The following is a 22657-nucleotide window of genomic DNA, read 5'->3' on the forward strand; positions in this document are numbered from 1 at the left end:
CGGCATGCCGTTTCGGGTCAGGTTGAGCGCCCGGTTAGGCCTTGGATGCACAAGCAGCCTCGTATTTTGCATAGTGCCCGGGAAAGAGCCGCCCAAACTGCTCCTGGTGCATTCCGACAAATTCAAGGTGCAATCCCTCTTCAGGAAACTCAGGTCTGAAGTCCTGAATGGAGAATCCCATGATGTCCAGTGGCTCGCCAGTTTCTGCGACGAGGACCAAGTTAAATTCGGACAACTTGCGATCAATAGTTTCCAGGGATTCTGTGCCTGGGTCGCCGAGTCCACCGATACAAACGCTTCGACTTCTAAAGAGACTCTCGACCGTCGAGTACGCATCCAATGGCTGAAACGCAACGTCACCACATCCCATCGGTGGATCAGTAAGCGCTTCCTCGGTCTCCGCGAATCCCAGCGTCTCGTCGGCAAGTTTCAGCAGCAGCTTCATGGGAGTTGAATGAAAGGCCTAAGGTGCGAGCTCAGCGGACGGCGAAGCCGTCCGCTGCAGCGACCGGTTAGGGGGAAATTTTGGAAAACCGATTGGGCCCGTAGCCTGACGCGCCGACAGCTGCTGATTGGACATGGAAGCGGGCCTCCTGTGGCGTAAGTTGAAGCATGCAACTGCTTGAACAGAAATGCCCATTGGCTCTTGGATGAAGCTCATGGTGCACGACGGCGCCCTCGCGTACAAATGCCAGCAAGTAGCTGCCTTCGCCCACGCCCTGTGGGTAGGTACTTGCGCATTGAGTCCATGAACCTGACAAGGCGGCACAGATTCGTTCGCTAGAGGCGTACGGGCCAAACACAACGACGCGGTCCCAGGAGAACTGAGTTAGCTTCGCAAGGTCAATGGTCTTGGATTTCGAGGCCTCGGCAGCGATTCGGTCTGACACGCTGGCCTTCGGCGAGCAGCCAAGCGCCGCAGCCACAACAACCAAACCGATGAAGTAGAAAAGTCTTCGCATTTTCCCTCTAACGAGGTTGTCCAATAACCCGAAATCCCCAACCACACTCAACGCTCAGTACGTGTGAATGTCGGCGAAGGCGAGTTTCTGGGCTCATCGGTGAATCGGAGACTGTAAGCCGCTCTAGCGGCACCTGAGTGCAATTGTGCCGCCTGTGGACTGCGTTACTGAACCCCGATTTGCCCGAGTCCCGCTTTCGACAGTTTCTCGATGTTGTGCACCATGCAATACAGGCTCCACTGCGTGCGGACCTTGGCCTGCCCTCGGTGGTTCAAGCGAGTCAGCCGCTTGTTGTGCCGCAGATTGGCGAACACCGGCTCCACCGTGCCGATGCGTTGGCTGTACAACTGCCGGCCCCGCGGTGAATCGATGGCCTGGCGCATGCGCTCACTCGGGTGGCTGGGGTCTGCGGCCTTGGGCAGGAAGCGGCTGACTTGGCGGCCACGTGTCAGCGGCGTCTGGTCATCACGCCCTCGAGTCTTGATGCATTTGGAGCGCAGCGCGCAGCTGCTGCAGTCCGTCGCCTGAGCGATGTAGGTCTCGTAAGGCTGGCCGCGGGCGGTGAGGTGGATGCGGCCGCTGCTGATCAAGACCTGGCCTGCCGGGCACGTGGCCGTGTGGTCTTCGTCGTTGAAGCGAAAGTCCTTGGGCCGGAAGTGCTGGCCCTCTGGCGGCCCGTCGGCGCCTGCCTTTTTGTCATGCAAGGGGTCAGGCTTTGCCTTGTGCTTGGCCTGATCCGCGAAGCGCTCATCGCGCTTGCGCATCTGGCCGTCCGCAATCAGGGCTGGCGTGTTGTTGTCGTGCAGTTGCTGCACATTGGCATCGCTGTGATAGCCCGCATCGGCGGTGACCAGGGTGTTCTCATCCGTCCACGCTTGGGCCTGCTCGATCATGGGGGCGAGCATGGCCTGCTCCGAGCCCGAGCCCACCACGTCGGCGGCGATGATGACCTGGTTGGCGCTGTCCACGGCTGCTTGCGCTGCGTAGCCCTGGATCACGCCTTTGTTGGTGGCCATCTTGGCGCTGTCGGGGTCGGTGATGTTGGACTTGAGCTCTCGGCCCTTGGCATTCAGTCGCTTTGGGTTCTGGGCGACAAAAGCCCGGGTGCGTACAGCCTCCTCGCGTAAGGCTTCCACGCGGGCTTGCCGTTTGGCTTCCAAGGGCTCCTGAGCGCCGGCCTTGTCCTGCGCCTGGTGCAGCGCCAGGATCTTGTCGGCCGCCTTGTCCAGGCGCTCGGCTCGGTGGCGCAGTTCCTCCTGCGTGCCGCTGCGCTCCTTGCTGGCATTGCTGGGCAGCTTGACGCCGTCGATGGCGAACATCTCGCGGCCGATCAGACCCTGGGCGTCACAAGTCATCAGCACCTGGGCAAAGAGAGGCTTGATCTGATCGCTCAGCGAGACCACGAACTTGGCAATGTGCGCGTGGCTGGGCTGGCTGTCACCACTGATGGCGATGAACTGCACGTTACGTGAGCAGGCGGCTGCGATGCTGCGGCTGGAGATCAGACCTTGGCTGTAGGCCAGCAAGACGATCTTGAGCATCACGCGAGGGTCATAGGCGCTGGCGCCCGTGATGTCGTTGTTGAAGCGCGCATCCAGGGCGCTCAGATCCAGCTCGTGATCGACCAGGTAGCTCAGCGCAAAGGCAAAACTGCCTGGCACGATCTGCTCCGACAGCACCACGGGCAGCATCATCGCGTGGCAATCACTGGGCTTGTAGCGCGGCATGGCGGACTCCTGGACGGGTCTGCGTATTTGACGCGTCAGGGGCTGCGCAATGAATCAGGGAGGACCCGGTGGGGAGTTTTTTTACAGCCTCAACGTTAGAGGTGAGGCGGGACCGACGGCAAGGCGCCAGGCCCGCCGGACGGAAGATACACAGAGCCGGCCGGCGGGCCTGGCGACTTGCCGTTAGGCATCGCATCGACCGAGGGGTTAGGCGTCGCTTCGGGCGCTGCCGGCTGCAACGAAGTAGCTTTCAACTGCTTTGTACTCACCAGCTGCCAATTGCCGCCAGAGCGTCAGGGCCTCGCCTTGCCCAATCTGGTTGATCGTGACCGGTGCGCGGACTTCTTGTTCATAGTCCCAGTCCGCCCATGTTTCGAGAATAGCTCGACGATGTCGTGTCACGTAGAGCACGTACATCGGTCCCTCCACTGGTCCCGCCCGTTGCCACGATGCGCCATGTTCCTCGTAGTCAGCTTCTGTCAGTGACGGCTCCATCTCGACATAGAGCTCCTTCACCGCTGCCTCAAGTTGGTTGTCGGACGGAGACCGAACCTCTGTCCCGTATCTTGTGTTGAGGACGCGGATTGACTTCATAGAACTTTTTGGCCTTCGGTGCTGCTCTTCGAGACAATGGTTAAAGCCGAAGCGGTGGGGCGCTGGCTGTTTGCGACGCCTAACGTGAAAGTGAGCGGACGCCGAAGGCGGTCCGCTCCAATGACAGGTTAAAGCGCATTTGCCGCATACGCTTTCCATTCCCCGATTGGAACGAACGTCTCTTCGCCATCATCCTGAAATCGTACCCAGCCCCCGCACTGCTCGCTGAGTATCCGCAAGCGCTCAACATGCTCATCGGTGAACTGAAGCCTCCCTAAAGTGTAGGGCCCGAAGACGACTGCTTTCCACAGCGATAGCTCCAGGCCCTCCATCCATGCGGCCTGATAGGCGACTTCAGACAGGCTCGACATGTAGTCGGCAAGCGTTCGCTGGGCAGGGGATAGGTGGTCAAGCATTTATGCGCTTTAACGTAAAGGTCAGCGGACGCCGCAGGCGGTCCGCTGCAACGACCGGCTATGCAGAGCCACCTTCGGAGGCACTGCGGTGAAAGTGGCCGAGGGCATACCGAAGCTGTACCCACGCTGCAGTCGGCTGAGGCGACAGGCTGCATCCGTACCATGCGGCAGGCGGCGAAACGAGGAAAGCGAACGGCCAGCGTGCCATGACCAGGCAAGATCACAGCGGCTGAAAGCTGGGGCTGCTTGCGTCCTGACCGAACACGAGAAAGCCTCGGCCCGTTGCGCCGCGTGATCGCCGCGAACGCGCAACCCAGAACGGATCGTCGAAGATTTCTTAGCCTGCTGCATAGCGTAAAGGTCAGCGGACGCCGCAGGCGGTCCGCTGCAACGACCGGCTATGCAGAGCCACCTTCGGAGGCACTGCGGTGGAAGTGGCCGAGAGCATACCGAAGCGGCACCCACGCCGCAGGCGCCCGAGGCGACAGGCTGCATCCGTACCATGCGGCTGGCCGCGAACTGAGGAAGGCGAGCGGCCAGCGTGGCTTGAACCAGCAAGATCCTCGCAGCCGAAAGCTGGTGCCGCTCGCGCCCAGCCCGAACACGAGAAAACCTCGGCCCGTTGTACCGCGTGGCCGCCGCGAACGCGGAACCGAAAACGGATCTTCGAGATTTGCTTAGCCTGCTGCATAGCGTTCGAGCTAAGCGGGAGGCGACGGTGTGACGACTGGCCCGCGAGGCTGATGATAACCAGCGCGGCCTCGCGGGCCAGGCGGCACGCCGTTGGCTCGGAACTTGCACCGATTCAGTTGACACATGATTGCTGCCGCTGCTGTTGCTCGAATTTAACCGGGGATAGATAGCTCAGCGAGGAATGTAGCCGCTGCTGGTTGTAGAAGCCGATGTAGCTGCGCAGTGCGGTACGCAGTTGCTTGTCCGTCTCGAACGACATGCCATGCAAGGACTCGGTCTTCATCGAGTGGAAGAACGACTCCATGTGCGCGTTGTCGTTCATTTTTCCGGGCCGGTTCATGCTCTGCTTGATGCCCAGCCGGTTCAGTTGCTCCCGATACTCGTACGCCGCATATTCGATGCCCCGATCGCTGTGGAAGATCAAACCCGGCGACGGCTGGCGCTTGCGCACGGCATGATTCAGAGCCTGACGCGTCAGCGCAGCATCGCGACGCCGGCTCAGGCTCCAGCCCACCAGCCGCCGGGAGTGTCGATCCATCACCGCCGCCATGTAGCGCCACTGGCCCGCCACTTTGAGGTACGTCACGTCACCGACCCAGGCCTGGTCTGCATCGCTCAGTGCCACGTCTCGCAGCGCATTGGGCACGCTGGCGAAGAACTTGCGTTGCCCCACCTTGGCACGCCGGTACAGCCGGGCGCTGCGCCCCTGCAGGCCCGCCTTGCGCATCAGACGCGCCACACGACGGCGCCCCACCTGAACGCCCTGCTGCTTGAGCTGCTGCGCAATGCGCGGGCTGCCGTAGTAGCCTCGGCTTTGCTCGTGAACCAAGCGCACCTGCTCAATGAGTTGCTCGTCGCCGGCAGCTCTGACGCTGCGCTCACGCCGGCACCAGGCGTAGTAGCCTGCGCGGGTGACTTGGTACAGCTTGCACATCACTTGGATCGAGTGGGCTTGCCGGTTTGCCGCGATGAAGGCGAAGACTTCCGCTTTTGATCTGCTGCAAACCGGATGAATTTTTTTAGCAGATCGTGCTCCGTCTGCAAACGCTTGAACTGCTGCTCGACTTCGCGCAGCCGGCGCAGCTCCGCCACTGCTGCGGGTTCAACCGGCTCGATGGGGCCGGACAGCTCGCCATCACGCACTTGCTTTCGCCACTTGGACAGCATGAAGGGATGAATGCACAAGGACTCCGCCACGTCCTTGATCAGCACCCCTGGCTGCTCGCTCATCAGCACCGCCTTGAGCTTGAAACTCAGCTCGTAACGGTGAACTTTTCTTGGCCCTGCTGTTCCCATTGAACACTTCCTTCGTTAGGTGGAAGTGTCAACGAAACCGATTCAAGCTCCGAGTCGGCTCCAGCGACTGGTTGGGCCTCAAGTTTGCCGTCACCTTGAGCCCCAATGTTCCAGCCCCTCTCGCCCGTACTCCTGAAGGAAGGGGTCTGATTGGCTCGCAAGCGCCTCGAGTACAGAACGCGACTCTGGAGTACCAATGTTGGCCAATGCGTAGGCGCATTTGCGCTGAAACTCGTGCAGGTTGTTCCACTTGACGAGATGACCGAACGGAATCTGGACGGCCCGCGCTATAGCGCTGACGGCGTACGGATCACCGATCAGGCCGAGCTCGAAAACGATGTCCTCGTGAAATTCGTGCGAATCGTCGAGCAGTAGTTCAGAGAGGGCGACGGGATCTCGCTCCGCCATTGCAGCTTCGTACTTCGTCAGATCTTCCACGGCGTCTTCCTTGAGGCCCAACGTTGAAGCTAACAGGCCCGCGACGGCAGGACGCCGAAGGGCCAGAATGAAATGAGGCCCGCAGGCGGCATGCCGTTGCGGGTCCGGTTGAGCGACCGGTTAGGCCACATCGTCGACCGGTGGAAGATCCGCGAAGAACTGAGCAACATCGTAGTTTCCGATCGTTCGCGCAAGGATGACAGGCGAAACACCGTGCTCATTTTTGCCATGCGGATCAGCACCTGCTTTGCGGAGGATGCCAATCGTGGCGCCATCTCCGGTTGAGGAGAATACGGCCCGAAAGAGCGCTGTATTGCCAAAGGAGTCTTTGAGCGAAACGTTGGCTCCGGCTCTGATGAGCAACGTGACGCATTCGACGGATGAGGCCTGTGCCGCGAAATGAAGAGGAGACCAGCCGTTGTCGTCTTGGGCGTTTGCATCCAAGCCCGTGGCAAGGAATTGCGCAACATCCTCCGAGTTTCCATCGATGCAAGCATAGTGAAGCGGAGTGCGGCCCAGGCCATCCACCCCGTCGCGCTGTTTCCGCTTTGGTTGCTTGCTCGCCATAGGCAGCCTCCTTGTGGCCTAACGTGTTGTATAGCGCTGCTGAGTGTCGGATAACACCGTGACCCGTGCAATAACAGGCTGCCCAAGCTGCGCCGTAAGTACTTGCCGCATCCTCACTTTCCTCCTGCTTGACTGTTTTTTTATACAGTATTAAATTTGGCGTCAAAAGCCGCGCCTGTTACAACGCGCTCGGACGGTCCGCGCGGCCCCGTTCGAGGGAGGCACACGTCATGTTGCCATCTGGTTTTCACCCTGCACCGTCGCGCGCGCTGCTTCGGCCGCCAGCCAGCGTCGATCTGCCACCGGTGAAGTCAGCGCGACTGCTGGATCAGCTGCGTGAGCGCATCCGCATGTTGCATTACAGCCTGCGCACTGAACATGCGTATTCACACTGGTGTCGCGCCTTCATACGTTTTCATGGCTTGAAGCATCCCGCAACTATGGGCGGCCCGGAAGTCGAGGCCTTTCTGACGCACTTGGCGGCGGATCGTGGTTTGGCTCCTTCCAGCCATCGACAGGCTTTGTCGGCTCTGCTGTTTCTGTATGGCAAGGTGCTGGGTCAGCAACTGCCATGGATGCAGGAGATTGGGCGACCCATACCCAAGCGTCGCTTGCCGGTGGTGCTGAGCGCCGATGAAGTCGCCTTGGTGCTGGGTCAAATGAAGGGTGAGCATAAATTGCTGGCGCGCCTGCTGTACGGCACCGGCCTGCGGATTTCAGAAGCTATAGGGTTGCGGGTCAAGGACGTCGATTTTGTGCAACGCGCTATCTATGTGCGGCAAGGCAAGGGCGGCAAGGACCGCGTGGTGATGCTGCCGGCTTCACTGGTGCCGGACCTGCGGGTGCAAATGGCGGCAGGTCGGCAGATTTGGTGCCGGGATGTTGAAGACGGTCAGGCCGGCGTCGAGATGCCCTATGCGCTTGAACGCAAATACCCGCGTGCCGGCGTCAGTTGGGCCTGGTTCTGGGTCTTTCCTCAACGCCATCAAACTACCGATCCGCGCAGCGGTGTGGTGCGGCGCCATCATCTTTACGACGAGACTTTCCAAAGGGCCTTCAAGCGGGCGATTCTGTCAGTCGGCATCGACAAGCCTGCCACTCCGCACACGCTGCGCCACTGCTTTGCCACGCATTTGCTGCAGGACGGCTATGACATTCGCACGGTGCAGGATTTGCTCGGGCATGCGGATGTGTCCACAACGACGATCTACACCCATGTGCTCAAGCTTGGCGGCGGCGCGGTGCGCAGTCCCTTGGACAGGCTCGGCCCCTCGTAGGCATGCCTGTACGGCCTTCCCCGAAACACCGTTTGCGGGTACCGTCGTTTGTGTTGCACGTCCACTTTCTTGCAGCCATGGGCCTGTCCTGCCGCCGATATTTTCTAGATCAGGAAGAACGCGTGATCCGCATGAGGATCACGACGTTCGAAGGGCTTATGCAGAATCCGGCGCTCCACACGATGCCATCACTGGCTGGTCAGCGGGTGCGGGTTGCGGAGCTGATCGTCCAAGTCAACGGGCGCACGGTGCTTCAGATTGTCAGACGCATGTATTTCGTGCTGCCGTTCGATCAAGACGGCCGCGTCGACACCCAACGGTTCGAGCGACAACAGCGTGCACTCGCTGGCATTGCCTTGGAGGGCCTGTTGGGCGAAGCGCGATGCCCTGCCGGAGTCCTCGACGCCACGGAGCGCTTTGTCGCTCAAGGTGGGCGATGGCGCCCCACGCGTGCGCTTGCTCAGAAGATCGACGGGATGGCTTTCGCCTGATGGATCATCGACCTGACGCTACTTGCATCGGCTTCGTCACAACGACAATGGCCGCTGCGGCAGATTTACCAGTGGATCTACCAATCGTTGGATCACGTCGACGGGCACGTTTTGGCGGCAGACCACCGCGGGCCAAAGTTCCAGGGGCGGGTGCGTAATCACTTGCGTGTCCAGATTGACAACGTGCAGGTCGTCATTGAGGTATTCCCGCCGCCCGCAGTTGCTGGCTCGACACGCCAGGCGCAGGCTAAAACGGCATTCACGCCAGCTGCAAATGCGCCCGATGTACTGCTCGTCTGGGTGAGCCAGGAAAATGTCGGCACCGCTATTGCGGGTCTGATCTTTGCCGTTGAGCTGGCGACCGAGTCGGGCCAACTTGGTCAAATCCAAGGTGGGCTCCACCGTCACCAGCACGTCGGCATCTTTGGGCTTGGGTTTGGGCGTGGTCAATGAACCGATTAGCGCGATGCGACGCACCCCAGGCAGGTCGCGCGCCTGACAGGTGAATTGCAATACCGCGTCCAGCAAGAAGCTACGAATCGGCGTCATCAAGGGCGGATTTTGATTCGGCGAGTCGGACATGTCGGCTTCGTTCTGGCTTTTGGGAGGCTAAACGATCAGACGCCACGCCTGCAAGCGCCCGTCTAAAGCTGGCCCCATTGAATTCTGGTCGCTGGCTTCGGCTGCGTGAATTCATCGAGCCCGCCCGGATACACGCAATGGGCACATTGCTGCCGCTAACGACTGAAGGCCGACCGACTCCTTTGGGCGGCGCGTCCGGCCGTTCACGTCGCGCCGAACCGGCGGTTCAGGATCGGACCGCATGGCCTTCAGCTGTCGAGTGGCCGGTCTTGTAAACACACCGGCCCTTCTTGCTGCTGCCGGTCGATTGGCCGGTGATGATCGAAACAGCCGCTGAGGCTGTCAGATGCGAATGACTCTGACCAGCCTTTAGAAGCCGTACACATAGCGGCTAGACCGATCGAAACTGGCCTCAACGTCGATGCTCGCTACTCAGCGCTCGAACTCGGGCGCAGCAGGCAGTAGGTTTCGACGCCGAGCACAACGGCCAATTTCTCAATATTGTCCAAAGAAATGTTCCTTGCGCCGCGCTCAACATGCGCGACGAACGTGCGATGTAGCCCCGCTTCCAAGGCTAGATCTTCCTGGGACCAGCCCCGCTCTCTACGCATCAGGACAAGGTTGCCAGCGAGATGCTCGCGTGCAGTCCTTCGATGAGCTTTAGATGCATTTGTTGGGGGCATCTGCGAAGTCTTTCGCTTTGATGCTTTTAAGTCAGCCGTGTTTGAGTCACAATTTGACAAGCTTCCGCATGACTCATCGCGTTTGCTCGTCGCAAACAAGACTCGGTGTCGTGCATTCAGGTGTCCGGCCGGAGGCTAATTCGGTACGGGAGACGCTGTGACCAAACTGACAGAACCTCAGAACAAGCCGAAGGACACTCTCGACAAACTGGATGGGGAGCGCCCGACGTCGCTTTGCCTGCACTACTTCAGTGCCCACTTCGAAGAGCAGAAATTGCCGGTGCTGGTAGCCGGTGGTGGCTTGGCCGAGCTGAGATTGGGCTGGGCGGTGGGCGTGCTGGCGGACGGCGACTGCGAGCCGCTGGGTGTTTGGCCTAGGGACGGTGCCGGCCCTGGGTTTTGGCAGGGAGTCTGGCAGGACTTCGATGAGCGCGGCGTCGGCAAGCTCTCCTGGGTAAGCTCGGCAGACAAGGAGAACGCTCGCGCTCTGTACCCCATTGCGAAAGTGCTCCCGCCTTTCCGCCGAATCCTGGGGCAGCAGTACGTGCCGGTTGCCTACGGCGTTGGCGTGCTGCGCGCTGAAGCTCGGCGTTTGGTCCGTGAAGCCTCAGGTGTCCGTGCGGCGCGGTTTGCCCTGGAGCTTCTGCTTTCTGGGTCAGGGGAGGGCAGGGACTCGGTTTTGTCGCCAGACTGGCCCGCCGTGCTGGAGCAGTTCCGCCCCTTCTATGCGCTGCGACCCCATCGCCGGGCCTTGGTGCGCGAAGGCGACCGACGCCTGGAGCAGCTGGGCGGCATGCTGGCCCGCGCTGTGCGCCGGCATGGCCCGTTTGCCGACATGGGCGCTGCGGTGTCCTTTGTGGCCTGGACCTTGGCTCGGTGCCAGTCCCGGATCGAGTGGGCTGAGCTGCCGCCGCTGCCTTTTCCAACGCATCCGGTCGGGCGCGCTGTGGCTCGCGTTGCGGTGAGAGCTGCCGTTCGGTCTGAACTGGCTGCGTGTGCTGCGCCGGCCTCATCTGTCTGACCCCGCCTGGAGGGATCTCCCATGCTCAAGAACCTACCCCCGGTCTTTTTCCGCATACGCGCCGCGCTGATGCGCAGCGGTCGTTCCTCGCATGACGCGGACGACCTTGTACAGGAGGCTTGGGTTCGGCTGGCTTGCTATGAAGGTGTGCAGGTGGTTGCCAAACCTGAGGCTTTCATGATGCGAACGGCTCTGAATCTGTCCATTGATGCGCATCGGTCCAGCGTCAGCCATGGGGAGCAGCTGATGGTGGATGAGGTGGTCCTGCTCGACACCGCTCCGGGCACCGAGGCAATCGTGCTGGCTCGGGAACGCATGGCGCGCTTGAGCCTTGGGTTAGGGCGTCTGACTGACAAGACCCGGGACATATTTCTGTCCCATCGGATCGACGGTTTGACTTACCAAGAGATCGCCCAGAATCATGGTTTGAGCATCAGCACGGTGGAGAAGCATGTCGCCAAGGCCACCCTGCAGCTGACAAGCTGGATGGAAGGTTGGTAGTGGTCGCTGAGTTTGATGGGGAGCCCGGTAGGGCAGGGCGGGTGGACAGTGAACGTTTTGGGCTGTCTGAGGATGCGAGAGGACATTCACCGCCTTTGGTGACGCCTGACATCGCTGCCGAAGCCGCTGTGTGGATCGCGCGATTGCATGGCCCCAGCCGTACGCCAGCTATGGTGCGCGAGTGCTTGGCCTGGCAGTCCCAGTCACCCGCGCATCGGCTTGCTTTTGAACGGTGTACGGAGACATGGCAGGAGGTTGCGAATCTCAGTCTCAGTGCCTACGCCAGCGCCTGGGGCAGTGCCAAAAGGGCTCCAGAGCAGCGCGTGAGAGTCGCCAGGCCTATGCAGTGGGCCTTGGCGGCGGTGTTCCTGGTGCTGGCCTCCGTGCTGGTTTTGGCGCTGCAGCCATGGCGCACTGGGGAGGTGTACGCCACGGGAGTGGGGGAGCACCGGGTGGTGATGCTGGCAGATGGCAGTCGCATGTCGTTGAATACCGCCACTAAGGTCTGGGCACGTCTGAGTTCGTCTCAGCGGCTCATTGAAGTCGAGGCCGGTGAGGCGCTGTTCGAAGTGGCCAAGGACACGAGCCGCCCCTTTCTCGTGACTGCGGTCGGGACCGAGGTCAAAGCGACGGGAACTGCGTTTCTCGTGCGCTTGCAGCCGAGCAGTCTAGAGGTCGGCAGGTCGCTCGAAGTGACCTTGATCGAGGGGCAGGTTGTTTTGCGGCCTCAGATAGGTCTGGTGGCCCCAATGGTTGATGCCAATCCGGTTGTGATGACTGCTGGAGAGCGCGTGCACGTTTATGGAGAAATGGCCGCTTCACGGACTTCTAAGGTGCGAGTTGAACGCCCAGGTCTGGACCGGGCGGTGGCCTGGACACGTGGCGAGGTCTCGTTTGACGATGTCACCCTGAATGAGTCCGTGGCCGAGATGAACCGCTACAGTTCGAAGCCCATCGTGATCGTCGATGCCGACAGGCTCAAGGCGCTGCGAGTCAGTGGCCTTTTCAGGACGGGCGACAGTGCGAGGTTTGCGCGAGCTGTGGCGGCGCTGCATGGTTTGGACGTCAGAGCACAGTCTGATCGTTTGGAGCTGGCTCTCCGTTGAAACGCTGCTGCGGCAGCGGCAGGGCAGGGAAGAGGCGGCCCGCTCCCGTGCCAGCGGATGGGGGCTTCAGTGCATTCATGCGGTGCATGAACGCGCCCCCGTGCCGGACAGGCCTTCGGCCAGACCGGTACCGCCGACACCCGCCACGCCCGATGCCGGGCCGCCGGAGCCTGTTCCGGCCGACTTGATGTCGCGCCCTGGGCGTCATTCGTGCACTGGGCTCAAAAGGGTTCGGATATGGTCCGTTTTTGGTCCGGATACGGTCCGGATACGGTTCGCTTACGGTCCGGATATGGTCCGGATATGGTCCGGTTTCGGTTCACATCCGTCTGGTTGCTGCCGTTTGGCCAGCGACCAGGCTCACCGCGTGCTCGGAAAGTTAGGAAACCGCGGTGATTTGGGCTTGGAAATCAGCGCCTGGCCGCAGCTTTGAAGACCAAGAAGAGTAGAAAAACTGAGTGCAGGATAGGCTAGCTGCCAGCATTTGGATGCCGTGAGCGGCAAGGCTACGGATCAATGAGCCGCTGGCCGATCACGAAGATTCCAGCCATCGCCATTGACTCGACAGGGCCTAAAGTCGAGCCGTCATCAACGCGAAACCAATGCGCTCCGTCAGTACGCACAGCCTTCAGGACGGGGGAGAGGTCGTATGTCTCTTCGCAGGTCAGCTTGCCGCCGCCTTGTAGTTGAGCTGCCACCGTGGAGTGGTTGCCGTTCCAAATCATCACGATGGGCCAGGGGTGCCAACCAATCCCAAGGTGGTTGTGACTCTGACGAAACCCTCCCCACGGCCGCCCCTTGCCCATGTTGCCGAGCGCACCATGTAGCCTCCAGCGTTCCCACGGATGTGGAAATACGGCGGCGTCTTCCAGCTTCACCTGGATGGCCTTCTTCTTGCGCACCACAAGGTCATCAAACCTTTGCCCGGCCGCATTGATCGGCAGCCTTGGGTCCCACAGCGGCGACTTGGGATCGAAGGAGTGCGTCCTGTGCTGGCGTGCATCAAACAGCAGCGTTTCGAGCATTTCGCCCTGTATGACACGCGATAGCGCGATGGTCAGGCCTCGCAGGGCGTCTGGACCGTGCTGTGCGGCTGACTCTATCGACCAGAGAAGGCTCTCCCAGCGATGTGACGGGTTAAGCCTGCCTCTGGTAGGAAGCTCTGGGTAGGGAATGCGCTCTGGCTGTTCCTTGTGGGTGGCCTTCCGATCCAGTTTCGTTGCCATTTTTGCCAGTTTGCGTAGGAGCTTCGAATTCACGGGTTACTTTTCTCTGTGTTCGGGCGGCTCACCACAGGCAGCACATCTGGAACCGCCCAGAAGCCCGTCAACCTTCTCGGGCTACTTCATTGACACTAACGTCCTGGCGCACAACCGTGCCAACGTGTGCAGCATGCAGTAGGACGGCTGCACCAAGTTCTTCGCTATTTCCGGCGGGCACCCTTCCTCGGTCTGAGCGATGGCGTGCATGCCAGTGTGGACAAGCCCGTTCATCGAACTCCAGCGGAAGCTGCTGGTCGACGGATTCGTTGAAGTGCCCGATGAACTCGTTGAACTTGCCTATGCCGAAAAGCGTGGCAATCAGCTCCGTGCATTGTGCGGGCGGTCTTCCTGTGATCCGCGAGAACGAGTCGATGCGATTCTGCTCGATGAAACAGAATCGAAAGGTGTCGGGGTTGGCGGCCAGCGCCTCCTCGCAGTTCTGGCGTCATGGTCAACGGGCAGTGAACTCAAACACCATGTAAGTTAGCGCATGCCTTTTGGTAGGCGGCCCAGCTAGGCCGTTGCTCAAGCGCCGCTCGAATCTTCGTCCGACGCGTGATCATGTGTTTCTCAGGCGAAAGCATAGGTTGCATGTCAGGTTAGGTGCGCCGGGCGGCCGATTCGGACAGCAACGTCTTGGCTGCAGCAACGATCGCTCTGTGGTCTGGGTTTGCTGTGTCAAACGCAGGGGTTCGATCAAAATGCCAGTTTGTGAATATGGTGTTCGCCAAACGTTCCGCGTGGCTGGTTCGCCTTTTCGGAGACGTCATGAAGGCTAGCATCCATCACGAGGTATCGTTCGTAACAGCGGGGCATTAGCAGCCGCCGCATGGACCGAGCGCGCAACGAATTCGCTGGGCCATCCCAAAGGGAGGTGTAATTTGGCGACAAGGGCTGGCTCTCATGCTGGACGTGGGTTCCGATATCAGGATGCGGTAGCGGCATGCCTTGCCGTGGAAGGATTTGTCAGCCAGTTTGGGTACGGCAGCGTCGTCCCTGAAGGGGGCGACGATCTCGAGCTCAAGATTGCCAGCGCGAGAACGCTCGCTCAAGTTAAGTCGCGGCGCGACCACATGGGCCCGTTTTCACCTCGCTCGGTGGCGAGTTTCGTCAGGAAGATGTGGGACGGGAAGGGACTTCAACCTGACGACCAATTTCTGCTGGTGCTCGAGAGCAATGTGGGTGAACGCCGCACTGCCGTCCGCCAGTTGCAAGACCTTTCCGCCTATCCGACCGTCGTAGCCGAGCTGAAGGGACGCAAGGGGCTAGCTGGCCTCACTGCGCGAACCAAGGTGCTTGTGCTGCCTGACCCTCGCGGAAGCGCCGTAGCCCAGATATCGGCCAGGCAGGCCTGCACCTCCTTCGAAGGTGAGATGTATTTCGCGGACCTGCTTGGTGTGGTGGGGCGTCTTTCTGATGACAACGGCACACGCACGGCGAACACCTATCTTGGGCTTGCCGTGTCTGACATTCAGCAGCGGTTCGACGCGCTACAGCCGCTTTTGACATCAGCTGTGGTCGAGGCAGCGCTGACCGAGGGCTTGTGTTCAGCTGTGGATTTCTTGACGCCCGATGAGGATCCGCTGTTCTACCTGGGGGTCGATGCGCAGGCGTCGCATGTGGCCGCAGGACTCGTTGTGGAACGCCCTGAGCTCCGTGCGGCCGTCCTAGAAGGACTGGAGACCCGCAAGAACGCGCTAATTCATGGCGTTTCCGGCTCAGGAAAGTCGGCAGTCCTTTGGGAGGCCGCGTACGCCAGTCGCCACGCAGTGCGTTGGTTTCAGGTTCGGCGCCTGCCGCCAGCCGCCATTGCGTCGCTTGTCCAGCTGGCGCACTCCAGGCGAGCTACCGCAGATGCACCCGTCGGCTTCATCATCGATGACGTGGGCCAAGGGTTCTCGGAGGGGTGGACGGCGTTGGCTGCCGAGGTAAGCCGAACTCCCGGGCTGCTGCTCTTGGCATCCGTACGAGAGGAGGATCGCTACCCGCTGGTAGATAGTCGTCGGGCCACCCAGGTCAAGGTTCAGGGCGATGACACCCTGGCTGAACGAGTGTGGAGAGAGCTGCGGGATAGAGGGCAAACCGCTTGGCAAGGATGGCGAGAACCTTGGGCGCTGTCGGTTGGCCATCTGCTTGAGTACACGCACGTGCTTACCCAGGGGCATCGATTAAGCGAGACGCTGCACGCGCAGATTGCAGCGCGCATGAACGATGTCACTCGACACGATGAGCTGGACGTCTTGAGGGTGGTGGCTTGTGTGAACGCCGCGGGTTGCGGTGCCGAGGTGTCAGAGTTGCCTCGAGTCTTGTCCAAGCCCGCGACCGCGGTCTCGGTCGCACTGACCAGACTCAAGGATGAGCACCTGGTTCAAGACGCACATGATGGCAGGATCGTAGGGCTGCATGAGTTGAGGTCAACAGAGCTGCTACGCCTGTCTCACGAGTTCCCGCCGCCCATGTTGTCAACGACGGCCGCAGCTGCGGTTTGGCTGGTGCCGGCATCCGAGATGTCTCGGTTCCTCGAGCGCATGCTCTCTAAGCACAACGGATGCGATGACGCGGTAATTGAGGGTCTGGCGCGCAGATTGGAGCGCGCGCCCACACCGGCACTTTTGGGCGCGATTCTGACGGGCCTGGACCGTGCGAACGCACATCGGGTGATCGGACGATGGCTCCAAACTCCCGAAGCGCAAGCCATGGCGAGGTCGTTGCGAGGAACCCCTGCCGGATTCGCGATTGGCGACATTGAGCCACCGGATATCGGTCCGACTGTGCCTGCATCCCGACGCTTCACTGAAATCAGGACTGAGGTCATCGCTTCAGGTTTGACCGCTCGCCTTTTGGCTCGGTTGGCTCCAAGCGACCTACGCCGCACGCTGCATGCGGCGAGCAGCATAGGAGACTTGACACGGCTCATGGCTTCGCTGCTCGGTCAAGTCATCCCGACTTCGCATTTGGGTGAACTGGCCGCGCATTCCCCTCCGCTCATCGACGCGGACTTTCAAGCCGTAGCCTCGCTACTTCAGGTCACAGCATGGGTCGACAGAACGTTGGCAATCAGCTGGGTCAATGCGGTAGGGCAGGACGCGTTGTTCCAGCGCTTCTCTGACAATGTGGCCTGGGCGGAGGCGCCGAGTTTGAGCCCATGTGAGGAAGGGCAGGAGGTTCGTTCAGACATCTGGTTTGTAGCAACGTCCGTGCAGACCGACCTCAACAACGAGGTGTATCAGACCTGTGAGACCTTGCTGGCGCTGACACCTACGGTCGATATTGTGTCCAGCGACGCGCTCGGAGCTGACGGTGCTGTCGTTCCTTTCACAGTCGGAGGCTACCCGCTTGCCAGCAAACGCATGCCCAGGGCAAACGTTCCCGCGCCCGAGCAGGTCGCCCGCAATCGTGCGTGGCTGGCCATACTCAACGCCCACTTGGCTACAGAGAGCTACACCGCCTATCTAGCGCAATGCCTGGATCTGCTTCGTCTTCTTGTCCCGAACCTCAGAACGCTTCTTGACGGGCAGTTTAGAGTAAAGACAGATGCCACGGCGCTCAACGCCTTAGGGCGCGTCTACGAGGCAGCCCTTGGTTTGGTGGGGCCACAGGAGGAGCCGCCAGCTGGTGAGGTCCGCAGGTGGTCGAGGCTGCCCTCGATCCTGTCGAGTTGCTCCACGGATCTCGTCCGCAGGTTTCTTGCGCTGCCGCAAGGTGCTTTGGCCTACATGGGTTGGCTCGCTGACATCCAGAAGAGCATCACGATTGCAGCGTCCGAGGAGCCATGGGATGTGTTGTCAATTGAGGTTCCGAAAGAGTTGGATGAGCTGCGGCGCATCGTGGAAATGTTGCAGATGATGGCCGGGGAGGCTGAGAAACGAGGGGTGCAGCCGTTCCTCACCCACCGGTGTCGGACGGCACCAAGGGGGAGTGCGCTTGGAAAGGCGGCACTCGCCGCGCGCCGATATCGCGAAGCAGAGTTCAAAGACCTGGAAGGTAGGCTGAGGACTGAGCTGAACGCAGTTAGCCCTGGCATCGGCGTTCATCTGCTGGCTGAGGCCACCATTCCCGAGGTGTGGCCGCCTGCGGACGTGCTGATTACCTTGCCTGTGAACACAGATGGAACAGGCGTGGACCTTGCGAGTGCCTGGCCAGCCTGGCGTGCTCTCGTAGACGGCAGGCGCAAGATTTGTGTCCTGCCTGTCATGAACGGGCTCGGGTTGACGAACCTAGCCACCTTTGGCTTTGACAGGCTGCTCCCGGTTCTACCAAATGAATTGGCACAACCCTGGTGCGCCGCCGCAGGATTCGAGGCAGCTCCGCTGGATTCGCTAAACGGGTTTACGCGTTTCACCAACCCGTTGGCAGAGCTCCAGGGCATCCAGGCTTACTGGAGCCGCAAGGGAGCCAGGACGCCCGACGAGGAGCGCATCTATCGGGCGGTCTCTGAGACTCTCCAAGAGGCGAGGGGGGCTTGGAGCAACTTGGCGCTCACGGATGACATCAAGGGGGCTGGCCTGCACCTCTTGAATCTCGGTCTTCAAGGCGAGTTCCCGATTGCGAATGCTGCCGCAAGGCTCCTGCAAGGCGAGCGAACCCAGACCATCGAACTTATCGAGTCATTTGTCCTGAGTCTTACCGTGTTCGACTGTCAGCGTGCAGGCGTTGGCTAGGTCGAGAATTGGTAACGCATGTGCTACCAATACGCGCTAAAATTCACTTGCTTTCGATGCTCAGCAGAGGCATCCGCGCAAGCCCGCCACGGGCGGTACACGAGGAGGTAGTCGGTGGCACTGACACGCGATTTCAAGGAAACGATCCTCGCCCGGGTGCAAGCAGACCCAAAGTTTCGTGATGCCCTCTTGAAGGAAGGTATCGAGACCATGCTTGCAGGTGACGTGGACGGCGGCAAGGCCATCATTCGGGACTACATCAAGGCAACTGTCGGCTTCGAGAAGTTGGGGGCGGAGTCCGGCTCATCGCCCAAGAGCTTGATCAGGATGTTCGGCACCAGTGGCAACCCGCAGGCCAAGAATCTGTTTGCAGTGATTAGCTGTCTGCAGCAGCTTGAGGGCCTGACGTTGCATGTGACGGCCCAACGGCACGGGCGAGGGGCATGAAAGATGCGTAGCAGCTCTTGGCCACTGACCCGTCAAACACACGACATCTGCAACTTCGCGACGGCGAACCTGCGGATTGGTAATGGAATCTCGACTCTGGGTGTGAAACCAACGACCCAGGTTGTCACGGAAGGTGATATAGCATGAACGCCGATATTCTCAAGCGGGTTGTTCGCGCCATCGCCGATGGTTCGCAAAGCGATCTTGATCGTCTCGCGGGAAAGATCGTCGAGGCAGAACGCAAGACGGGCCATGTCCGGCTGGCCGAGCAGCTGGAGGCTATCCTCAAGCAACCCAAGCCAAAGCGAGCACAACCCTCGCAGGCGCCAGTGGCGGATGTGGAGCGGACGCTCAAAGAGCTGCCCATGAGCCGGCGGCATGGGGAAACGCTCGCGACACTGATCCCGGCCGAGCATCTCGAACACCACATGGTGCTGCCGGCAGCAGTCGAACAGCGGTTTGCGCGTATCGAGTCCGAGTACGCCGCCCGCGACCGTCTTCGCACCTTCGGCCTGCGTCCAAGAAAGACCGTTCTCTTGTACGGCCCTCCTGGCTGCGGGAAGTCGCTGGGCGCAAAACGGCTCGCGTGGAACACCGGCCTGCCCTTGATGAAGGTGCGGTTCGACGTGCTGGTCTCTTCTTTTTTTGGTGAGTCCGCGCAGAACCTTAGGTCGATCTTTGCCGCGGCCAAGGAGAAACCGTGCGTGCTGCTCTTGGACGAGTGCGATTTCATAGCCCGATCGCGTGCGAACTCCAAGGATATCGGCGAGGTCTCGCGCATCGTCAACTCGTTGCTTCAGCTCATGGAGGAGTACGACGCGCCCGGATTGCTGGTCGCGACGACGAACCTTGAGTCGGCGCTGGACTCTGCGCTTTTTCGCCGCTTCGACGACGTGTTCTCGATCCCGTTGCCTGGTCCGATCGAGATTGAGAAGCTTCTGCGCATGACGCTGTCCACGGTTCTCATGGAGAAGCGCATCCTGTGGGATCAGCTGGTGGAGCGGCTGACGGGATCGTCTGCGGCGATGGTGGTCAAGGCGGCCCAGGACGCCGCCAAGGCTGCTGTGCTGGCAGGCGGTGTGCCGTTGTCGAACGACAGGCTGTTTCAGGCGATCGAGGAGCTGCAGCGGCATGACGCCGCACAGAGGGCGTAAACAATGCCGGGCGAGCACAACTTCGAGTACCTGCCACTGATACGTGCTTTCAAAGGACCGGCCAAGCTACGCGGTGGAGGGAAAACCTCGCCGCAGACGCTCGCGAACAGGAACACTCGTCGAGCTCATAGCGCGAAGCTCGACGCCGAAGCCGCCCTGTGCACCGCGAACTGGCAGGCACGCAAGGCTGAGCGGCAGGCCGCCGGTGATGCGCTTCCCGAAATCCCGGTGGGGGTCCCCATCCTGCTCCAAGTCGATCCGGGGCTTGATCTGGATGCTCTGCGCGACAAGTTCTCCTTCGAAATCGTCGCTGAGCAGGAGGAAGGCTATGTGATCGTGGCGTCCGAGGACGTCGAGATCTCGTCGTTCCGCGCGATGATCCAGGGCTTCGCGGTGCAGGTCCACGGCTCGGCAACCATCGCTCAGGTGCACCGGCTGTTTGACGATCCGAACCAGACGGATCGCTTGGCACGCATCCTCTCTGAGCACATGCAGAGCACCTGGGGCATTCTTGGCGACGACCAGCTCTACATCGTGGACATCGGTATCGCCTGCGCGGGTACGCAGGAGATCCCCACGAAGCCCAAACGCGGCAAGCGGGCAACCGATGCGGAGTGGGCGGCCAAGGAGTTGGCATGGTCGCAAGCGCGGGCCAGCGCCTACAACGAATGGGACGACATCAAGATCGAGCGCGAGACGGCGATCCAGCGATTCGCCGAGTTCTACAACGCGGAGATCCTGCATCTCGTTGATGGCTCCGACTTCGAGGCCGGCGTTCTGCCGGACAGCTTCACGGTCAGGTTGAAGATCTCAGGGAAGGGGTTACGGGACTTCGTTCTCAACTATCCTTACGTGTTCGAGGTCGTCGAGCCCGAGGACATCACGCTGCCCCAGAGCGCGGGTCATTTGGAGGCCCAGCCGCTGCCAGCCGTGGCGCCCGTCGCCCCCGATGCCGATGCCCCGACGGTGTGCGTCATTGACAGCGGCATTCAGGAGGGGCATCTCCTGCTTCAGCCTGCTATCGATAAGGCCACGTCGCATTGCTTCCTACCTGGCAAGGCACCGACCGACGTGGGCGACTTTGTCGCTGGTGGCGGGCATGGCACCCGTGTCGCCGGAGCCGTGCTGTACGGCGAGGATGTGCCGAAGGCCGGGAACCCCAAGCTGCCGTTCTGGATTCAGAACGCGCGCTTGCTCGACGACAACAACCGCATGCCGGACGAGATTTTTCCCGCCGAGGCCATGCGCACCACGGTCGAGCGCTATCACCTTGGGCCGCGTGCGACGCGCATCTTTAACCACTCGATCAACGCCTACGGCTACTGCCGGCTCCGGTACATGTCGTCATGGGCGGCGGAGATCGACGCGCTGTCCAACGAGCACGACGTGCTGATCATTCAGAGCGCTGGCAATGTTCGGCTCACGGGGCCAATGCCCTTCCCAGGCGTCAAGGACCATCTCGTCGCGGGCCGCGCCTACCCCGACTATCTCTACGAGGGTGCCGCGCGTGTTTCGAACCCTGGTCAAAGCCTGCAGGCGCTGACCGTGGGCTCCATTGCGTATGGCGCCTTTGCGGCTGGTAACTGGCGCAGCTTTGCGACCGAACCCAACCTGCCGTCCGCGTTCTCACGTTCTGGTCCCGGCATCTGGAACGTCATCAAGCCGGAGGTGGTCGAGTACGGCGGCGACTTTATCCGCACTAGTAACGAGCCGGTGGACGTGCAAAGCGGTGGTGCGATACCGGCGGTCTGTCCAGAACTGGTTCGTTCGACCATGTTTGCTCCAGGTCCGGCTGCAGATCGCGATGCAACGGGGACTTCGTTTGCCGCGCCGAAGGTCGCGCGCATCGCCGCGAAATTGCAGCGCTTACTGCCTGATGAGCCGACGTTGCTTTACCGAGCGCTCCTGGTCCAGTCGGCGCAATGGCCGACCTGGGCTGAGGAGGTGTTGTCGAGGTTGCGAACACCCCACCCGCAGCAGACGTTGGAACAGCGGCAGGAGTTGCTCGATAAGGCCTCGCAAATCATTCGGTGCATCGGCTTCGGCGTCCCGGACGAGACGCGTGCCACTGTGAACACCGATCACCGGACAACGTTCATAACGAGTGCAGAAACGCCGATCAGTGCCGGACACTGCCACATCTACCAGGTGCCGATCCCCGCCGCGTTGCGCCAGCAAGCGGATGAATTTGACATCCGCATCGACGTCACGCTGTCCTATGTCGCGCAGCCCCGTAGAACCCGGCGCAATCTTCGCCGGTACCTTTCGACGTGGGTGGACTGGGTCACCAGCAAACTTGGTGAAGGCCTCAACGATTTCCGCGTGCGTGCGATGAAGGATGAAGAGAACGGCGGGGCAGCGCTCCCTGGCTCGACTCTTCCCTGGACGCTTCAGGAAAGCGCGACCACCGGTTTGGTCCGGGACTCACGGCGCAACAGCGGCACAGTGCAGAAAGACTGGGCCATCGTGAGGTCCAATACCTTGCCGGATCACTTCTGCATCGCGGTGCGCGGGCACCAAGGCTGGAGCCGGGACCCGGATTCGACAGCGCGCTATGCGCTTGTGGTCACCTTCGAGATCGTCGGCAAGGAAGTCGGCATTTACGACCCGCTTCGCATCGCGGTTCTCGAACTGCAAACGCAGATCTCGACCGAAGTGGAAGTCAAGGTGGAGGCTGAGGTCGAGGTCGAAGTGCAGGCCGCCGAATGATTGCCTCGCCACAAGAATTGCAGTTGTCGGCGCGATGACATGTTCGGCAGCAACTCAGTAGATGCCCGGG

22 protein-coding genes and 1 pseudogene are annotated in these 22657 nt (G+C 60.9%); 11 read left to right on the forward strand and 12 right to left on the reverse strand.

Annotation, left to right across the window (positions count from 1 at the left end; translation table 11 throughout):
- Positions 1 to 34 precede the first annotated feature (34 nt).
- The 8 genes from ACQY39_RS08095 to ACQY39_RS08130 all read right to left on the reverse strand — a co-directional run bounded on the left by ACQY39_RS08095 (position 35) and on the right by ACQY39_RS08130 (position 6693).
- Positions 35 to 445, reverse strand: a complete 411-nt coding sequence (locus ACQY39_RS08095; RefSeq protein ID WP_428505104.1) for a hypothetical protein — start codon at positions 443 to 445, stop codon at positions 35 to 37.
- 681 nt (positions 446 to 1126) lie between these two features.
- Positions 1127 to 2689, reverse strand: coding sequence for an IS1182 family transposase (locus ACQY39_RS08100; RefSeq protein WP_428505106.1), 1563 nt, complete (start codon positions 2687 to 2689; stop codon positions 1127 to 1129).
- Between the two features lie 207 nt (positions 2690 to 2896).
- Complete coding sequence (locus ACQY39_RS08105) at positions 2897 to 3283, reverse strand: hypothetical protein (protein ID WP_428505108.1); 387 nt, start codon at positions 3281 to 3283, stop codon at positions 2897 to 2899.
- A gap of 128 nt (positions 3284 to 3411) precedes the next feature.
- Positions 3412 to 3699, reverse strand: coding sequence for a hypothetical protein (locus ACQY39_RS08110; protein WP_428505110.1), 288 nt, complete (start codon positions 3697 to 3699; stop codon positions 3412 to 3414).
- An 805-nt stretch (positions 3700 to 4504) separates the two neighbouring features.
- Positions 4505 to 5407 (reverse strand): IS3 family transposase, encoded by a 903-nt coding sequence (locus tag ACQY39_RS08115; RefSeq protein ID WP_318023264.1) that lies wholly within the window; start codon positions 5405 to 5407, stop codon positions 4505 to 4507.
- Positions 5326 to 5688 carry a transposase gene (locus ACQY39_RS08120; RefSeq protein WP_166096270.1) on the reverse strand — a complete coding sequence of 121 codons (363 nt, stop codon included), beginning with the start codon at positions 5686 to 5688 and terminating at the stop codon, positions 5326 to 5328. The genes ACQY39_RS08115 and ACQY39_RS08120 overlap by 82 nt, the downstream gene beginning before the upstream one ends.
- Before the next feature lie 90 nt (positions 5689 to 5778).
- Entirely contained in the window at positions 5779 to 6126 is a 348-nt protein-coding gene (locus ACQY39_RS08125) for a HEAT repeat domain-containing protein (protein ID WP_171829319.1), read from the reverse strand.
- Positions 6127 to 6246: 120 nt separating this feature from the next.
- Entirely contained in the window at positions 6247 to 6693 is a 447-nt protein-coding gene (locus ACQY39_RS08130; RefSeq protein WP_428505113.1) for an ankyrin repeat domain-containing protein, read from the reverse strand.
- 230 nt (positions 6694 to 6923) lie between these two features.
- On the opposite strand from ACQY39_RS08130, the gene ACQY39_RS08135 reads away from it, so the two are divergent.
- Together ACQY39_RS08135 and ACQY39_RS08140 are read left to right on the forward strand one after the other, a co-directional pair.
- Positions 6924 to 7970: an integron integrase gene (locus tag ACQY39_RS08135; protein ID WP_428505115.1), complete on the forward strand. Its 1047-nt coding sequence runs from the start codon at positions 6924 to 6926 to the stop codon at positions 7968 to 7970.
- A gap of 77 nt (positions 7971 to 8047) precedes the next feature.
- Positions 8048 to 8461 (forward strand): hypothetical protein, encoded by a 414-nt coding sequence (locus ACQY39_RS08140; RefSeq protein ID WP_428505117.1) that lies wholly within the window; start codon positions 8048 to 8050, stop codon positions 8459 to 8461.
- Positions 8462 to 8497: 36 nt separating this feature from the next.
- Here the strand turns inward: ACQY39_RS08140 and ACQY39_RS08145 are convergent, their stop codons facing one another.
- On the reverse strand, positions 8498 to 9043 hold the full coding sequence (locus tag ACQY39_RS08145; protein ID WP_428505119.1) for a hypothetical protein: 546 nt from the start codon (positions 9041 to 9043) through the stop codon (positions 8498 to 8500).
- 428 nt (positions 9044 to 9471) lie between these two features.
- On the reverse strand, positions 9472 to 9726 hold the full coding sequence (locus ACQY39_RS08150) for a helix-turn-helix domain-containing protein (protein ID WP_428505121.1): 255 nt from the start codon (positions 9724 to 9726) through the stop codon (positions 9472 to 9474).
- Between the two features lie 157 nt (positions 9727 to 9883).
- Between ACQY39_RS08150 and ACQY39_RS08155 the strand changes: the two genes are divergently transcribed.
- The 4 genes and pseudogenes from ACQY39_RS08155 (at position 9884) to ACQY39_RS08170 (ending at position 12354) form a co-directional block, all read left to right on the forward strand.
- The gene (locus ACQY39_RS08155; protein ID WP_428505122.1) at positions 9884 to 10747 is read left to right on the forward strand and encodes a hypothetical protein; all 864 of its coding nucleotides are present in this window, start codon (positions 9884 to 9886) and stop codon (positions 10745 to 10747) included.
- 21 nt (positions 10748 to 10768) lie between these two features.
- Positions 10769 to 11248, forward strand: coding sequence for an RNA polymerase sigma factor (locus ACQY39_RS08160; RefSeq protein WP_428505124.1), 480 nt, complete (start codon positions 10769 to 10771; stop codon positions 11246 to 11248).
- A 128-nt stretch (positions 11249 to 11376) separates the two neighbouring features.
- Positions 11377 to 11472, forward strand: a pseudogene (locus ACQY39_RS08165) (FecR/PupR family sigma factor regulator); the annotation flags it as partial.
- A gap of 117 nt (positions 11473 to 11589) precedes the next feature.
- Positions 11590 to 12354 (forward strand): FecR family protein, encoded by a 765-nt coding sequence (locus tag ACQY39_RS08170; protein WP_428510757.1) that lies wholly within the window; start codon positions 11590 to 11592, stop codon positions 12352 to 12354.
- Between the two features lie 506 nt (positions 12355 to 12860).
- Here the strand turns inward: ACQY39_RS08170 and ACQY39_RS08175 are convergent.
- Together ACQY39_RS08175 and ACQY39_RS08180 are read right to left on the reverse strand one after the other, a co-directional pair.
- Positions 12861 to 13613, reverse strand: a complete 753-nt coding sequence (locus ACQY39_RS08175; protein WP_428505126.1) for a DUF6710 family protein — start codon at positions 13611 to 13613, stop codon at positions 12861 to 12863.
- A gap of 81 nt (positions 13614 to 13694) precedes the next feature.
- A complete protein-coding gene (locus ACQY39_RS08180) occupies positions 13695 to 13847 on the reverse strand; it encodes a hypothetical protein (protein WP_428505128.1) in 153 nt (50 codons plus the stop codon).
- On the opposite strand from ACQY39_RS08180, the gene ACQY39_RS08185 reads away from it, so the two are divergent.
- The 5 genes from ACQY39_RS08185 to ACQY39_RS08205 all read left to right on the forward strand — a co-directional run bounded on the left by ACQY39_RS08185 (position 13822) and on the right by ACQY39_RS08205 (position 22587).
- Positions 13822 to 14103 (forward strand): hypothetical protein, encoded by a 282-nt coding sequence (locus tag ACQY39_RS08185; protein WP_428510946.1) that lies wholly within the window; start codon positions 13822 to 13824, stop codon positions 14101 to 14103. The two genes, ACQY39_RS08180 and ACQY39_RS08185, sit on opposite strands and share 26 nt — an antisense overlap.
- 466 nt (positions 14104 to 14569) lie before the next feature.
- Complete coding sequence (locus tag ACQY39_RS08190) at positions 14570 to 18277, forward strand: hypothetical protein (RefSeq protein WP_428505130.1); 3708 nt, start codon at positions 14570 to 14572, stop codon at positions 18275 to 18277.
- A gap of 114 nt (positions 18278 to 18391) precedes the next feature.
- A complete protein-coding gene (locus ACQY39_RS08195; RefSeq protein ID WP_428505132.1) occupies positions 18392 to 18724 on the forward strand; it encodes a transcriptional regulator in 333 nt (110 codons plus the stop codon).
- 143 nt (positions 18725 to 18867) lie between these two features.
- On the forward strand, positions 18868 to 19878 hold the full coding sequence (locus ACQY39_RS08200) for an AAA family ATPase (protein WP_428505134.1): 1011 nt from the start codon (positions 18868 to 18870) through the stop codon (positions 19876 to 19878).
- Positions 19879 to 19881: 3 nt separating this feature from the next.
- Positions 19882 to 22587 carry a S8 family peptidase gene (locus ACQY39_RS08205; protein WP_428505136.1) on the forward strand — a complete coding sequence of 902 codons (2706 nt, stop codon included), beginning with the start codon at positions 19882 to 19884 and terminating at the stop codon, positions 22585 to 22587.
- Positions 22588 to 22657 lie beyond the last annotated feature (70 nt).

It is taken from the genome of Roseateles sp. (assembly GCF_965262435.1).
GTDB lineage: Bacteria > Pseudomonadota > Gammaproteobacteria > Burkholderiales > Burkholderiaceae_C > Paucibacter_A.